Raw genomic sequence first — 15,943 nt, 5'->3', positions numbered from 1 at the left:
GTGTAATTACAGGGTATTATAGAGTTCATTTAAATCAAGCGGATCGTTCATTTTTTGCTGTAAAGCCATTAAATCAGAAAACAGTGTTTTTATTTTTTCTTTGTGCTCCGGATGCTCCGCTAAATTCACAGTTTCCAGGGGGTCTTCCTCCAGGTTAAACAACAGTACTTTATCGATTTTAGGATATACAATCAGTTTATATCCATCTTTACGAATCATACGCTGTGATCCTTTTTCAAAGGCACCATATACGCCATCATCCAAATGCCCCTGTGTAGTTTCACCTTTCGCCAAGGGCAGTAAGTTATGGAATGTAACATGAGCCGGTTTTTCAATGTTGGCCAGCTCCAGGCTGGTAGCCATAATATCTTGCAGATAGACATCGGTGTTTATTTTTTGGCCTTTTGGAATATCCGGCCCCATCATCATCAATGGCACTCTAATACTGTGATCAAACATGTTTTGCTTGCCTAATAATCCGTGGTGCCCAACAGACAAACCATGATCTCCGGTAAAGAAGATATAGGTATTATCCAGTATCCCCGAAGCTTCCAGGGCATCCAGTATTTTACCTATTTGCTCATCGAGATGTGTGATGATAGCATAGTATTCCCTTAAATGGGTTTTAATAGCAAAGGGGGTACGCGGAAAAGGTGCCAGTGCTTCATCCCTCATGGAAAATCCACTATTCATGGCATCTTTGTAGGGGTATTCAGGAAGCCAGTTTTCTGGTAAAGGAATATCCTTTATATCATATTTATCCAAAAAGGATTGTGGTGCCTGACGTGGATCGTGTGGTGCGTTAAAAGCCAGATACATAAAGAAAGGATCTTCTTTTTGGGTAGCATCTTCCAGAAAGGCCAAAGCATCATCCCTAACCACTTCACTCCAATGTTTACCGCCTTCCCAGAATCCTTTATGTTTAGGATCAGTTGGTGACCACAATGTATCATTCTCATCAACCGGCCTGAAATATGCAGGAGGTGTCATGGATTTTACGTCTTTCCCTTCACTGAAAGCCTTGCGTATCTCTTTCCAGTTGGCTTGGCTTCTCAGATCGTCTGGCATTCCCGGACGGATATTTCTAGCCGTATTAAACACGTAATCAGCAGGAGCATTCACATGCCATTTTCCGGTCATATAAGTGTTATAACCTTTTGAAGCCATTAATCTTCCCCAGGTATTATTAAGTGCCGTAGAGTCTTTTTCTCTCCATTTTGCGGTAGTGCTTTGGGCATTCCAGATAGAAGTACCGGAAATAATCATGGATCTTGAAGCTACACAAATGGCCCCGTTCCACCCCCCCATATTATAGGCATGAGTAAAGGCTGTTCCTCTATTAATAAGCCTGTCCAAGTTAGGTGTTTCAATCACACTATTACCCAGGGCATGAATGGCTTCATAGGTATAGTCATCTGCAAAAAGAAAAACGATATTAGGGGCCTTTGTTTCCTCTTTTGGCCTCTCCTGGCATGCAATGCACATAAATCCAAATAAAATAATGCTCGCAATCGATTTAATAGTTCTCATAATATTCACTTTGATTCAATATTCATTTAATTCCGTTAAGCCTCAATCCAAATTGGGTTTTGTCCATTCCGGAATACCTGTTGACTTTTCTTGTTTGTAATATTCTACCCAATAAGGCTTTTCTTTAGCCAAAGGCACACTTTCATTTACCAAAAAAGATTTGATACTGTTCCACCACTCATTATAGACCTTTTGCATTTGAGCAACTACTTCCGGATGTTCTGAAGCAATATTGACTTTTTGTCCCGGATCTTTGATTACATCGTACAATTCGTTATTGTCCACAAACCGATATTGTTCGCTACGGACTGCAAAACCTTTGTATTTAGAGTTTTCCGGATCGGATTGCTTTTCATCTTTCCCTATAAACTGGCTATTTTTAATGTTCTGCCTATCGATATTACCCAGGTTGCTGATATGCTTTGGATTAAGGGGCCATCTTCCCCTATGTACAAAACGATACCTATCCCTATGTTCAAAATCTTCCCCTATCAACAAAGGAAGAAAGCTTTGTCCGTCTAAATCAGGAACATCAGAAATATTAATACCTACAATATCAGTGAGAGTCGGTAATATATCATAATGGTTCAGCAAGACATCAATCTTTTTGCCTTCAGCAAACTTTTTGGGCCATCGTATAAAAAAAGGCACCCTTGTCCCTCCTTCATGAACACCTCCCTTGAAGCCCTTCATGCCTGCATTATAGGTTATTTCTCCATGTACCTTATTCTGTCCTCCCCAGGTTTTTCCGTTGTCTGACATAAATATCAATATCGTATTATCAGCAATACCCCAGGTGTCCAATTTCTTCATCAAACTCCCCAGGTTGTCATCTATGTTTTCAATCATAGCATAAAACCCCTGAGCATTGGGTGGATAACCTTGTTCAATGTATTTTTTCTTATAGCTTTCCGGAGCAATAAAAGGGCCGTGTGGTGCATTTGTTGGAATGTACGCAAAAAAAGGTTTATCCTCTTTTGATTTCTTTTTAATCCAGGATAATGCCTGAGCAAAAAAGATGTCCGTACAGAACCCTTTGGTCTTGACAAAAGTTCCGTTGTGCTTGATTGTTGGATCAAAATATTTGTTATCAGGAACATCGGCACATGAACCGGGATATGCCTGACCTATTCCCCCTCCCCCGTGTATAAACACCTCATCAAATCCTCTGTTTTGAGGCTGATATTCAGTCTCATCCCCTAAATGCCATTTACCAAATATACCGGTAGTATAGTTCCCTTTTTTAAGAATTTCAGGCAAAGTGATGATACCTAAAGCCATTCGTTCCCTTTCCAAAATGGTATGTGTAATTCCATTCTTAAAAGGATGCTTACCTGTCATAATTGCCGACCTTGTTGGCGCACAGGTAGGACTTACCTGAAAATCGTCCAGGCTGATTCCCTGTGATTTAAGCTTGTCCATATTTGGGGTCAGTACATCCGGACTGCCATGTGAAGATATATCACCATAACCCTGATCATCAGTCAGTACCAAAATGATATTGGGTGAAGTTAGTTCCGTTGTTACTTTTTGACTACGAGAACCACAGGAAGCAATGAATAATAGCAATCCCAACAGGGAATACCTTTGTATGTTTAGGGTTTGTTGCAAGTTCATTCTTTTTTTAATTTTAACACATAAGATATAGGAATTTAAATACTCTGAATTTATTACTTATTTTTATCATTCACGTTTTTGTTCTTTCTGTATTCTATCCGGGTATTCCACCGGCTTCCCTGTTAACTTATCAACCGGCATTTGTGCTTTGACACTCCTCAAATAATCAGATAGCAATCCAGCTAGTTCTTTTACTTTGACCGGGTTTGAAACAAACAGATTGTTCTCTTCACTGATATCGTCCTGTACATTAAAAAGCTCCATCCTTCTGTCGACATGATGATAGATAAGTTTCCAAGGCCCCTTCCTTATCGCGCTGTAGGGAGTATGGTCATAGGTATTAGGAAAGTGCCAGTATATAGGCCGATCTTTTGGATATGTTCCTTTTCCTGTAAGCAATGGTTTAAAACTAATACCATCAATACTCTTTTTCGCTTCTTTATTCAGTCCTGCCATTTCAAGAAACGTTGGAAATATATCTTCTATAATCAGGTATTGATTATTTATTGTAGTTGCTTGAGTAACACCGGGCCATTTTACCAACAGTGGTACACGGGAACCACCTTCATAAGGTGTTAGTTTATGCCCTCTGAGTGGTAAATTACGAGCGGCCTGTTTGGGCACTCCGTTATCAGACATAAAAACGATGATGGTATTGTCATACACTCCCTGCTGCTTGAGATTTTCCATTATATCTCCCAGGGATTTATCCATGCCCTCTATCATTGAAGCATAAACGGCGTCAAATTTGTTTAAACCTGCATCTCTATACTTCTGATAAAATCGATCGTCCTTTTCCCAGGGGGCATGAATGGCATAGTGAGACATATACAAATAAAACGGTTTGTTTTCCTCCACGGCCTGGCTGATGGCTTCATTGGCTTCAAGAGTCAATGCTTCAGTCAGGTGAATATCCTGCCCATGGTATTTGTCTAATCCGGGAACATCCCAAACACGCATGGCATTTCTCCAGGCTCCGCTAAAATTGTTCTTTCCTAAATAACTACCGGGTCCACCAGCTGCATGCCCTGCAATATTAATATCAAATCCAAGGTTACGAGGATCTTCTCCCGAGGTCTCCCTGGCTCCAAAATGAGCCTTACCTGTATGAATGGTTTTGTATCCTGCTTTTTTTAGCAATTGAGGCAAGGTTTCTGTATAAATAGCCTGGTCCTCTCCCGGTACAGCACTCAATCCGTTTACATTCCAGTTTGGTGCCGTGACTTTATCATGGTTAGAGTCCGTAGATTTATCTTTGAACAATGTCCAATTGGTTACTCTATGCCTTGCTGCATTCATCCCCGTCATTAAACTAATACGGGATGGAGAACAAACTGATGTGGCATAAGCTTGGGTAAACTTCATTCCTTCTCTGGCAAGTTGCTCCATATTAGGCGTATGATATTGATTGTTAAGTTGGGTTATTTCTGTATGGAAAGGCACGGAAGTGTCCTGCCATCCCATATCATCAACAAAGAATAATACAATATTAGGAACTACATCTTCTTTTGGCATACTCTGGCATGCCATAATAATTGATGTCAGCACAAGTACAACAACTTTCTTAAAAATATTCATAATAATAACTATTATTTATGCCCCAACATACTTACCGGTACTGGCTTCTTCTCTTTTTCTTTTCCTTTTAAGTGATATTGAAAACTCAAAGATTCACCTCCTGATCCTTCAAAATACTTGATATGGATAGGGTGCTTGCCTTTTTCTAAAGCAATCTGCCCTCTCACTTCTATCACACCATGTCCGCCATCATTATCCACAACTGTTTTATCTCCTACTTTCAGAGTACTACCATCGTCAGAACGCAAATAAAATGAATAAACACCTATTTCCGGCGCATCTAAATAACCTTTGAACTGTAATCCAAATCCATTTTCTTTACTCCAATCAGGAATATCTACTACTGTTACAATGGAGGATTTTGCTACTTTTTCCCCATCCATATCAGCCACTTTTGAAAATTCACCTTCATAGTAATTCATTTTAAGGCCCGGTTGAGTATTTACCTCTTCTGCTTTGCGGTAGGTTTGTTGTTCATACTCGGCCTTATAAACTTTGACCCTTCTTCCTTTACGGAACGTAGCTATTTTGAAAACAGTAGGTTGAGTGACAACAATAGGGCTCTCATACAAGGCAGATCTGATACCTGGTATGGAACCATCCGTCGTATACCTAATCTCATCAATGATACCAGGCTTTTCCAATTCTAAAGTATCTGACTCTACAAAAGCATCATAGCTAGGCAAACTTGGAATATCGGGAAGGCGATACTTAATCTCCATGGCATCCAACCGCGAATAGATATTATCTACCCTGGACAAAAAATTGGCTTCGTCTTTTTCTTTATTGCTCCAACCAACTTCTGCCATAGACATCATTCGGGGCATAGACATATAGTCCAGCCTTGCCATAGTGGGTATATATTCACTCCAAAGATTAGCCTGTACGCCTTTAATATTTTCTTCATGCTTACCTCTAAGTGCCTCGGGAATCGGATCAAAATTATAGACATGGGAAACACTTTCGTTATTGGGCTCATAATCAAAATAACTGTGCGATGTAGGGGTCATAATCACATTATGACCACCTTCCGCAGCTTCAACGGGTGCCTGTGGAACCCAACCACGCCAATACATAATGGTAGTACTGGGGTTAATGCCTCCTTCCAAGGCCTCATCCCAACCGATCATTTTTTTTCCTTTACTATTAAGGTACTTCTCTACCCGCTTTACAAAATAACTTTGAAGTTCTTCAACAGATTCCAGACCTTCTCGTTTCATAAGCTCTTTACATTGTAAAGCATCTGCCCAGGTAGATTTTTCTACCTCATCGGCCCCAATATGTATATATTCTCCGGGAAAGAGTTCCACCACTTCTTCCAATACATTTTCTACAAACTCATATACGCCTTCTTCACACGGGCAAAGCGGAATTGAAAATGTTTGCCCCCAGCCGGCTCCTTCTACACAAGAAAGATCCGGGTACGAATCTATGGCAGCCTTCATATGCCCGGGCATATCAATTTCAGGGACAATGGTAATTCCTCTTTTAGAAGCGTAGGCTATAACAGCTTTCATTTGCTCCTGAGTATAGAAACCTCCGTACACTTCTATCCCTTCTTTTTCTTTAAAATGTTTTTTTGGCAGTTCAAATGCAGGATCAGTTTCTGCTCTTTCAATACACACCTTATCATGACTGTTCATGGTTCTCCAGGCACCATTATCGGTCAATTCAGGGTAACGATTGATCTGCAAACGCCACCCCTGATCGTCAGTTAAGTGAATGTGAAACCTGTTAAATTTAAAAAGTGCCAATCTATCAATAAAGGTTTTAAGCTCATCTACATCAAAAAAATGACGTGATACGTCCATTTGCATGCCTCTATATTCAAAACGTGGTTCGTCCTCAATCTCAACTGAAGGTATTTCCCAGGACACATTACTTTGCACTTCTTTTGCTTCAATGGCATCGGGCAATAGCTGTCGTATGCTTTGTATCCCATATAATAGCCCTGAAGCATGATTTGCAGTAATTGTTATATTTTCAGAAGAAACTATCAATTGGTATGCTTCATCATTACCTTCAATAGCTGTGTCCAGACTTAGATATATGTTTCCTTTTCCTGCTTCTGTTCCTTGTGTTGGATTCAAGGAGAATCCTGCAGCTCTACTGAACATATCCGATAAATAATTTCCTAAAAACCGTAATTCTTCAGAATCCTCAGAGAGGATAATTTGCGTATTGGCCGTAAATTGGAATGTACCGTCTTTCGGGGTCAGTTTTTGAGGTTGTGGAATAATATGATAAGCTTCCCGGGCATTGGTTTTCTCTTTTGTTTGACAAGAATATAAAGCCGTTGCTACCAAAAACACTACGATGATGCGGTAAACTGATTTAGTCATTATAATTGATTATTTTATGATGATTCTACTATCTTTTGTTGGGTCAACAAGTTCTCCCTTAACTCTTATAGGGGGTAATTCTTGCCCTTTTTCCGATACTATGATACAGGAGACCAGTTGTCCGTATCGCCATTCAATATCAACTTTAAATCCGCCACGTGCTATGAGCCCTTTGACTTTTCCTGCAGGCCATTCTATGGGTACAGCCGGCAATATATGAATTTCTCCCTGATGTGATTGCAGCATCATTTCGGCCATAAACCCCGGAGTAGACATAGAACCATCTACCTGCATATTGTTACTTTCATGAGCCATCAGGTTTTCAAAACCTACCTGTGTTACCATATCATTAAAGATTCTGGCTGCTTTTTCACCGTCCAAAAGCCTGGTATAGCACCAAATACGCCATGTTCTGTTCCAGTTACCTCCCATATGTGGCCATTTGGGGCCATATAATGTATGCCCTCGCATATTCAGGGAAATTTCTGCTGCTTTAGCCAGTTCCGGGGTTTTGTATGGATCAATTTGCCTTCCCGGCATAAGCGCATACATATGGGCTATATGGCGATGGTGGTCTCGTGGGTTGTCCATATCCCACGCCCATTCCTGTATTTGCCCGTATTTACCAATTCTCATGGGTAACAATCGGTCTCTGGTCGCTTTTACTTTAGCTCGAAAACCTGTATCAATACCTAATATTTCTGAAGCTTCCATAACATTGCTATAGAGGTCGTATACCATCTGAATATCCTGATAAGCTCCCGGTAAGTTCAGCCATTTATCTTTTGTGACTTCACCGTTAGTAAGGGCGTATTCTACAGGCTTTCCATCCCTGATATCTACACCATGTTCTGATGACACGGTTGGAGCAATGATGTATTTGCCTTCGTATTCTACCATGTTTTGCAACCAAAACAGGGCAGCTTCTTTCATAATGGGGTAGGCTTCCTTTTTCAGGTATTTTTTATCTTGAGTAAATTCGTACTGACTCCAAAGGTGTTGACAATGCCAGGCTGCTCCTGACGGGTACATTCCCCAAAGCATATGCCCTCCTGGAGACGCAAAACCCCAGATGTTTCCTGTGGTATGGCTCACCCATCCGTCAGTTCCATAATAGGCTTTGGCTACTTTTCTGCCTGGTTCTATCAGGGTTTTTATCCAATTGATATAAGATTCCTGAACTTCCGGCAGGTTGAGTGGCCCGGCTGTCCAGTACATTTCCTGTAGATTAATATTACTTTGGTAATTTCCGGCCCAGGCAGCTCTTTCATCAGTTACCCACACCCCCTGAAGCCCTGAAGGTAATGTTCCTGATCTGGATGCACTTAGAAGCAGGTAACGTCCTAAATTGAATAACAATACTTTTAAACCGGCATCATCTGTCATACCGGTTTTCAACATTTCATAACGCTTGTCTGTAGGGAGTTTTTCCAATGTAGGATCTCCGTCCATTTCCAGGGATACTCGATCGTACAAACTTCTATAATCTGCAATATGATCAGCTTTTAATTGCTCATACCCCTTTTTTACAGCTTTATCTATACACTTGCGCGTGATAGCTACAGGGTTTGCTCCATTATACAACGGAGCAACGGCTTTATATTCTGTGGCAGCCGTATACAGCAAGATAGCATTATTTGCTCCTGTAAGGGTTAAAGTCCCCTTTTCGTCGGATAGTTTACCACCATCGTGCAGCACTTTGATTTTGACTTCGTACTGACGGTTATTCCCATTTATTTTACCTTTTACATGAATTTCATTACCCTCAACAATTATTTCATTAGACTCCTGTGTAAAGGCTTGTCTAATGCTAAAACCTATCTTACCTCGGGCATCACTTTTAAGGTGTACGGCCATCACTCGGTCCGGATAACTGCAAAAATATTCTCTAGAATAGTTAATATTATCCATGCTGTAAGTTACGGTAGCCAAAGAATTAGCTACATCCAGTGTACGTTTATAATCACTTACTTTACCATCATGGTTTTCAAAATCAAGGTATAACTGCTCTATGGAAGTAAGGGCTCCAAAGTTTTCAGTGTTTCCGGTAAAATGCTGTTGTACTAATTTATCAGCCTTTCCAATGTCTCCACTAACAATTGATTCCCGGATGTCTTTCAGGTAATTATTAGCCCCTTCACGGATACCATAATTATAATCAGGGTTTTCTCCCGGGCCACCAAACCACATGGTTTCTTCGGTAATATCGAAACGTTCAGATTTTATCCCTCCGTAATAAGACGCTCCCATATAACCGTTCCCAAGGTGTAAGGCCTGAGTACGCCAATCTTCTGCGGGATGTTCATACCATAACGTTGTATTATGGTTCTGTGCCCATGAATAGGCTCCAATTAAACTAAATAATATACTAAGGGATTTTATTTTTAATTTCATGAAAACTGTGTTTTTGTTCTTCTGATATTTTAATTAATTCTCTAATACAAATACGCTGTTAATTGTAAAATCAGGAACGCTATAGTACACCTGATTATCTCCTTCTTTTATTGGAGCAAGTTCTTTAAGGTTGTCGGTTACTATTTTAAGGGTTCTGCCTTTTACCAGATCTTTATTGATTTTCAATAAGGTGCCCCGCACTATTGGGAATTCATTAATAATCGGTTGGGTATCTTCTGATGCTATACGAGTCTGAGGTGCATGTACCAGATGAATTACCGTACGTGTTTCCTTCTGCATTACAGAGACTTCCAGATTGGTTTTTCCTGTAACTTCCACCAAGCGTTCTTCCGAAGTTACCACTTTTTGGAACATATCTTTAAAAATATGACGCATTTGTGTAAATCCGTCTTTGACATAGGCTTCCATGATGGACAATGGGGAGTAGATGATTTCTCCTTTGCCTAATTTTCTGTGGGTAATAGCGGAGTAGTCAGAGGCTTCATCCATAGGCGGACTTTGGCGGTGCGACAATCTATGTGTTGTTCCATGGTTCATTTGCCAAACTAGCGGAGCAACTTCTTTGGTATCTCCTACAGGCTTCACAGCTACAATGGAATGTCTTACCAAAATATCCATAGCTGCTGCAGTTGGCAATACTTTATCCCTGTTTCTTACAAAGGCACCTTCGAGATCATCTTTTTCACTGGCTTTTACAAGATTAATTTCATATTTTTTAACTCCCAAAAGGGCTTGCAGCTTTTCAGACGGGTTACCATAAATAATTAACTTCCCTCCATTCTTTACGAAAGCTTCCAGCTTTGGCAGATAATCATCAGGTAATTTATGAGCCATAGGGATAACCAATGCTTTATATGGGGCAAGTGGCATTTTTTCGTCCACAACATTGTAATGAATACCGTTATCGACCAGTGATGCAGATGCTTTAAGGTTTTGACGTAAATAGGCTACATAGGGTACAAAGGAAGCTCCGTTTACATACGGTTCAATAGTTTTAGCCAAATCCATTGCCTTTCCAATGACTTCATACACGGCTGGTTCCAGTCTGCCATTAGGGTGCAGTTGATCACCTATGGTAATCCCGGAACCATTGGCAAAACTTACTGCCGTTTCATATTTAAGCATCGCTTCATCACTAACAAGCCCAAAATCCCCCCATGTTCTCCAAAAGCGAGTGGTCATTCCTACAATTGGTGTAGAGCCATGTGCATAACGGGCAATATAGGACATGCGATAAAGCGACTGTGAGTGTAACCAGGCTTCAATCTCCATAATATCTTGTTTGGCTAACTCTTTACGAGGTTTTTCAAACTGGTGATTATACGCTGAAATAAGGTTGGGTTTGATACTACGTATCATATCAATAGTTTGAGCTACAAACTCATCATAACCAGGAAAATCAAACCAGAAACCATCAATATCATAGTTTTCTACGACTTCCCGAATCATTGGCCAGGTATAGTCTTTTATATACGACTTTTCAGGGTTGGCATCCACTTGCTGAAACTTCTCCCAATTGGGGTTCACGCCTTCTTCTGTAGTTGCCCAAAGCTCATCCACATTCACAGAAAAATAGGCCAGTACTTTAATCCCGCGTTTGTGGCAAGCCTCAATTTGTTCTTTTAACAAGTCAAAATCCAAACCAGGATGTATGGTTCCTATTTTGGTATTGTAAAAGGCAAAACCATGATGCCCTTTGGCAAAAACGGTTACGGCATTTAGTCCGTTATCAGCCAGGGTCGCTGCAAACTCATCCGGATTCCACTTGGTTCCTATTTTATCTACATAAGCCGCAGTATGGAAGTCAAGGTGGATTTTACGGCTGACATCATACTCCCATCCCTTTTTGGCAGTGGATGGAATACCTCTCCTAACTGGTGCTGGAGAGGCAGGTGCAACAATATTTTTCACTTTTTCCAGCTTTAGGGAAATGCTCTTGATGTTAGGCACTGGTGTGTTGAGCTTATCAGAAGTCAGCCGGATATAGTGCATGCCTTTGTACAAGGCTACTTTCTTTACGGTTTGTTGCCCCGTTTCGGGATTTTCAAAAAGTGTTGCTTTTTTTTCACCATCTACGGTCAAATGCATAGCGGCATTCTCTGAAAAGACTGCTTCCGAACTGATGGTATAGGTTCCCGAAGTTGCCACATACACACGGTACTCCACCAAACCGGGTACGTGTTGGGCTTTAGGGCGTTTTTCGGTAGTAATGACTCCGTGTTTTATAAGCAGGTTACTTCTCCAATAATTCTGAAGGTCTAAGCTTATAACTTTACCCGTAGCTACATCTAAGGTCTGTACTCTCCCACGGATATCTGGGATATGCTTTTCCTTAAGTTTTTTGGCATATTCATTTTGTGCATATAGTGAAACTGAACATGTCAGGCAAAACAGTATAATGAAAAATCTATTCATTTAGTAATAATTTATATAATAGGTTTCTATTCTTCTCTTTATTTATCGTGGTTAATTTTTAGTATGTAGCATACAGAACGTTTACCGCCCTCTATGTTCCAACCGGAAGGTGCAAAGAAATAGGTAGGCTTCCCGTTCTGTATTAATATTTTAGGACGCTCAAATTTTGGCCAGCCACTATATATTTTAGTCACTTTTGATTCATCGTAACCTTTGTTATAGGAGGGAATCAAATCATAGGCTAATTGTATATTTTTAACATCGAACTTACGCCAATCATCACTTGCCCACAGGATACCGCCTCCCTCTACTCCGGTTACTGTTCCGTGATTATCTGTAGTCAGTAAGTAATATTTATCATCCCATGTAAATGCAGTGGCATCTTCCAGGTATGAGTCATTATCGGTAATAGGTTCGGACATAGTATAAGGGCCTTCAATGCTTTCTGCCGTTGCGTAAGCATATTTAGCCTTGATACCTCCATCTTCTTCTTTTAAGCGTGCTTTAAAATATACTATAGGCTTACCATCTACTTCGTTTAGACACGGGTTATCTACACCTAGTTTTGAACCATAGGTCCAGTGATTAGAGTCTTCCGAAACTTCTATAATCATTCCTTCTTTACCGGCTTTTTTCCAAGGACCATAAAGGGATTTGGAATACACCAATCCTACTTTTTGATTGGCCGGATGTGGAGGTTGGCGGTAATCACTATTGGCCACAAAGGTAATGGCATAATACTCACCAATCTTTTGTATTTCAGGATTGTGAGGCGCATAGCGGTTCCAGGTTCCTTCCACACCACTGCCTTTTATGGCTACATCAGAAAAAGTAAAAGGCCCTTCAGGCGAATCAGCCACATAATGAGCTACTTCAGAGGATTTACGCCATGCAGGATCAATATTATACTCCGGCCACCGGGCAGAAAACACATGAACTTTGCCATCATCTCCCATAATGGGCGAGCTACCCCAAATACTATAATTTTCATCTTCCAATTTTGCTTCTGTCCATTCCAAACGGGAGGCAAAAGGTTTTACTTCAGCTGTTATTTGTTCTAAAATGGCAGTATCAGCCTTTTGCTTCTTTTGTTCTGTTTTACATGCTACAACTATTAGGCCTGTTAATATACTTATCGTAAAAATCTTTATTTTTTTCATTTATGGTTATTTATAATTTAAGAAGCTGATGAAATTTATAAGAGCTCCTGATACCTCTTTAATTGCATTCAGGGCGTAGTTTAGGTTGATACGACACTCTATGATAATGGACTTCAATTACTTTTTTAAAGTAAATTCAATACTATCACAATGGTTATCTCCTAAAAACACGTTTAATAAATTCAAAAAAGACTGCCTTTTCAAAATTAATGATAATCGCAGGGACGCTCCCACTACTATTTTTACCCGATTAGATACTTAATTTGCAGGGAACAGGTGGTATATTTTATATTTTGATAGTATTTAAAAAGATAACCTTTATTCGGTATTAAATTTACCAACAGGCCTTATTTCTTTAGTTAACTGTTCATCAAAATTGGCAATAACTGTTTGTAATTGATCTACAATTTCCGGATGCTTATCTGCCAAATTATTCTTTTCTCCAACATCATTTTGCAAATCATACAAAGTCACAGAGAAGTTTTGATGCGCACGTTTCGCTATATGTAGCTTCCATTTACCCATTCGCACTGCTTCAACTTCTCCATTAGTAGCATAATAAAAGAAGGGAGATTCTTCAATCTTTGACACAGGGTTCTTTAGAAAATGTTCAATGTTTCTCCCATCAACCGGCTTATCATTTGGTAAAGTACCTTTAGTTATAGCTGCCAGAGTTGGCATTAAATCCATAGTTGTTATAAGCTCATCTGAAACTATTTTTGACGGAATTTCCTTGGGCCAGGTTATAATTCCCGGTACACGTTGTCCACCTTCCCAAGTTTGAGTTTTCCATCCCCGGAGTGGTTTTGCTGAACCTTCATTAACAGCTTGATGTGGGCCATTATCAGATGTATATACAATAATGGTATTTTCAAACAATCCTTCTTTCTTAAGAAAGGTTACAAGTCTACCTACATTCCAGTCTAACTCTGTGATCACATCTCCATACAACCCGTAAGAAGTTTTACCCTCAAAATCTTCAGAAGCATGTAATGGAATATGAGGCATAATATGAGCCAAATAAACAAAGAACGAAGCTTCTTTGTGTTCTTTAATATAGTCTATGGCTACATCGGTAAAGCGTTTGGTCAGATAACGCTGATCCGGACCGGCTTCAATCTGTTTCTCATTTTCATATAGTGGTAACGGCGGTGATTGAAAGTTAACTGTACTATAATAATATGAATCCATATCATTGGAATAGGGAACTCCAAAATAATAATCGAATCCCTGATTATTTGGCATAAATTCCGGGTGGTGCCCCAGGTGCCATTTACCAATACAAGCCGTTTGATAGCCTACATCCTTTAACATTTCGGCCATGGTATATTCATCCGGGGAAAGGCCTGTATCTGAAAAAGGGCGTAATACTCCTTTATGCATTCCTACGCGTTTAGGATAAGCTCCTGTAAGCAGTGCTGCTCGGGAAGGTGTACATACTGTGGCCGGCACATAAAAATCTGTAAAACGAATACCTTGTGCCGCCAAATGATCTAAATGCGGTGTCTGATATGCTGTTGCTCCATAGCAACTTAAATCGGCATAACCTTGATCGTCTGTAAAGATGATAATTACATTAGGCTTACTTCCATCTTTGTTATCTGGTTTAATCTGACAAGACATTGTTAGCAGTGCAAAAAGTAATAATAGGTAGAAAGGTTTTTTCATCTCAACGTTTGAGTTTTATTTTTCAGTTTTTAAAGGTATGACCATATTCCAAGTATTTTCAAACTGCCATGCTTTTGGTCCGGAACCGACTGCCGCAAACAAATGTGTTGGCTGCCCATCTTCTATTAATAAAAAAGGCCTTTCAAAATGGTTTTGATGAGTACGGGTGCCATCTTCCCAAAGAATATTACGGCTGTAGGCTTTTACTTTTTCAAACAGTTCCCATTTTACACCATCTTTGGACCATGCATGTACACCACCTCCTTCTTCACCACATATTTCTCCTGACCTGTCCTTTACTATAGCTTCATAGTGGTCTCCAGCCCACCAAATATATGGGTCTTCTACATCAATATGGTTATTATCAGGAGTTTCAAATCTAAAAATAGGATCTTCACTCAGCCTTTTATATTCTCCTCTAGGACTATTAGACATTGACACGCCTAATAACAACGGTGGAATTAATCCATTTGTAGAGGATTTATACATTAATAATATTTTACCTGTTTTGGGATCTACAGCAGGTGCCGGGTTGGATGTAATGGAAGCATCCCAATGCCCCGGCCTAGGTTCTATTACCGGACGATTTACTCGCTCCCAGGGTCCATAAACGGAATCACTAATAGCCAATCCCACACGTTTGTTCATCCATGCTTTACGCCAATTATCTTCTCCCATATCCGGGTTTCCCTTATCTGGTAACGGAAAATCGTAAGTCGTTCCAAAATGATAGAGCAAATACTTATCTCTATATTTAATAATACGTGGATTATGGGTACACATGCCATCAAAAAATTCCGGTCCACGCCTTTTTAACACCACTTCTTCAAAAGTATAAGGTCCGGCCGGAGTATCAGATACCGCACGAACAACTTCTGAATTGGAAACCCAATTCCCAAAGCCTACATCTTTTGACCATCTTGAGGCAAACATATGGTATCTGCCGTCTTCTCCCTTAATAACAGAAGATCCCCAAATCCAATAATTATCATCTCTAAATCCTCCGTTTTTTGGGGCCGGTAATATACGGTCAATAAATGCTGTAGGTTCTTGATTTTTTGTTGAAAGACATGATAACAGATTACCTGATAAGGTTATACCTGCAACACCTTTTAATGAGTTTTCTATAAAAATTCTTCGTTTCATCTGTTTTAGACTTTATTGTTTATAGTTGTACTATAATTCTCCACTAATAAACTCAAGTGACACCAAAGGGTA

General features: G+C 39.9%; 9 protein-coding genes. All 9 read right to left on the bottom strand.

The genetic code is table 11. From position 1 onward, the window contains the following. Positions 1 to 6: 6 nt before the first annotated feature. Positions 7 to 1,530, bottom strand: coding sequence for a sulfatase family protein (locus tag VOI54_RS15755; protein ID WP_326284041.1), 1,524 nt, complete (start codon positions 1,528 to 1,530; stop codon positions 7 to 9). Positions 1,531 to 1,572: 42 nt separating this feature from the next. After that, on the bottom strand, positions 1,573 to 3,147 hold the full coding sequence (locus VOI54_RS15750) for an arylsulfatase (protein WP_326284039.1): 1,575 nt from the start codon (positions 3,145 to 3,147) through the stop codon (positions 1,573 to 1,575). A 66-nt stretch (positions 3,148 to 3,213) separates the two neighbouring features. Continuing rightward, positions 3,214 to 4,725 carry a sulfatase gene (locus VOI54_RS15745; protein ID WP_326284037.1) on the bottom strand — a complete coding sequence of 504 codons (1,512 nt, stop codon included), beginning with the start codon at positions 4,723 to 4,725 and terminating at the stop codon, positions 3,214 to 3,216. 11 nt (positions 4,726 to 4,736) lie between these two features. After that, positions 4,737 to 7,067 (bottom strand): family 20 glycosylhydrolase, encoded by a 2,331-nt coding sequence (locus VOI54_RS15740; protein ID WP_326284036.1) that lies wholly within the window; start codon positions 7,065 to 7,067, stop codon positions 4,737 to 4,739. 9 nt (positions 7,068 to 7,076) lie between these two features. Beyond that, positions 7,077 to 9,461 carry a glycoside hydrolase family 95 protein gene (locus VOI54_RS15735; RefSeq protein ID WP_326284035.1) on the bottom strand — a complete coding sequence of 795 codons (2,385 nt, stop codon included), beginning with the start codon at positions 9,459 to 9,461 and terminating at the stop codon, positions 7,077 to 7,079. 33 nt (positions 9,462 to 9,494) lie between these two features. Further along, positions 9,495 to 11,897, bottom strand: a complete 2,403-nt coding sequence (locus VOI54_RS15730) for an alpha-L-fucosidase (protein WP_326284034.1) — start codon at positions 11,895 to 11,897, stop codon at positions 9,495 to 9,497. Positions 11,898 to 11,935: 38 nt separating this feature from the next. Further along, a complete protein-coding gene (locus VOI54_RS15725) occupies positions 11,936 to 13,057 on the bottom strand; it encodes a glycoside hydrolase family protein (protein ID WP_326284033.1) in 1,122 nt (373 codons plus the stop codon). A gap of 318 nt (positions 13,058 to 13,375) precedes the next feature. After that, positions 13,376 to 14,725 (bottom strand): sulfatase family protein, encoded by a 1,350-nt coding sequence (locus VOI54_RS15720; protein WP_326284032.1) that lies wholly within the window; start codon positions 14,723 to 14,725, stop codon positions 13,376 to 13,378. Positions 14,726 to 14,740: 15 nt separating this feature from the next. Further along, a complete protein-coding gene (locus tag VOI54_RS15715; protein WP_326284031.1) occupies positions 14,741 to 15,871 on the bottom strand; it encodes a glycoside hydrolase family protein in 1,131 nt (376 codons plus the stop codon). Positions 15,872 to 15,943: the final 72 nt, after the last annotated feature.

The organism is Alterotamlana spongicola (assembly GCF_035818475.1).
GTDB lineage: Bacteria > Bacteroidota > Bacteroidia > Flavobacteriales > Flavobacteriaceae > Cognatitamlana.
This window is presented reverse-complemented; position numbering and strand designations above follow the sequence as displayed.

Excerpts from the sequence above, each read along its gene's own strand:
- VOI54_RS15755 (WP_326284041.1), bottom strand. The coding sequence starts at position 1,530 with ATGAGAACTATTAAATCGATTGCGAGCATTATTTTATTTGGATTTATG.
- VOI54_RS15750 (WP_326284039.1), bottom strand. The coding sequence starts at position 3,147 with ATGAACTTGCAACAAACCCTAAACATACAAAGGTATTCCCTGTTGGGA.
- VOI54_RS15745 (WP_326284037.1), bottom strand. The coding sequence starts at position 4,725 with ATGAATATTTTTAAGAAAGTTGTTGTACTTGTGCTGACATCAATTATT.
- VOI54_RS15740 (WP_326284036.1), bottom strand. The coding sequence starts at position 7,067 with ATGACTAAATCAGTTTACCGCATCATCGTAGTGTTTTTGGTAGCAACG.
- VOI54_RS15735 (WP_326284035.1), bottom strand. The coding sequence starts at position 9,461 with ATGAAATTAAAAATAAAATCCCTTAGTATATTATTTAGTTTAATTGGA.
- VOI54_RS15730 (WP_326284034.1), bottom strand. The coding sequence starts at position 11,897 with ATGAATAGATTTTTCATTATACTGTTTTGCCTGACATGTTCAGTTTCA.
- VOI54_RS15725 (WP_326284033.1), bottom strand. The coding sequence starts at position 13,057 with ATGAAAAAAATAAAGATTTTTACGATAAGTATATTAACAGGCCTAATA.
- VOI54_RS15720 (WP_326284032.1), bottom strand. The coding sequence starts at position 14,725 with ATGAAAAAACCTTTCTACCTATTATTACTTTTTGCACTGCTAACAATG.
- VOI54_RS15715 (WP_326284031.1), bottom strand. The coding sequence starts at position 15,871 with ATGAAACGAAGAATTTTTATAGAAAACTCATTAAAAGGTGTTGCAGGT.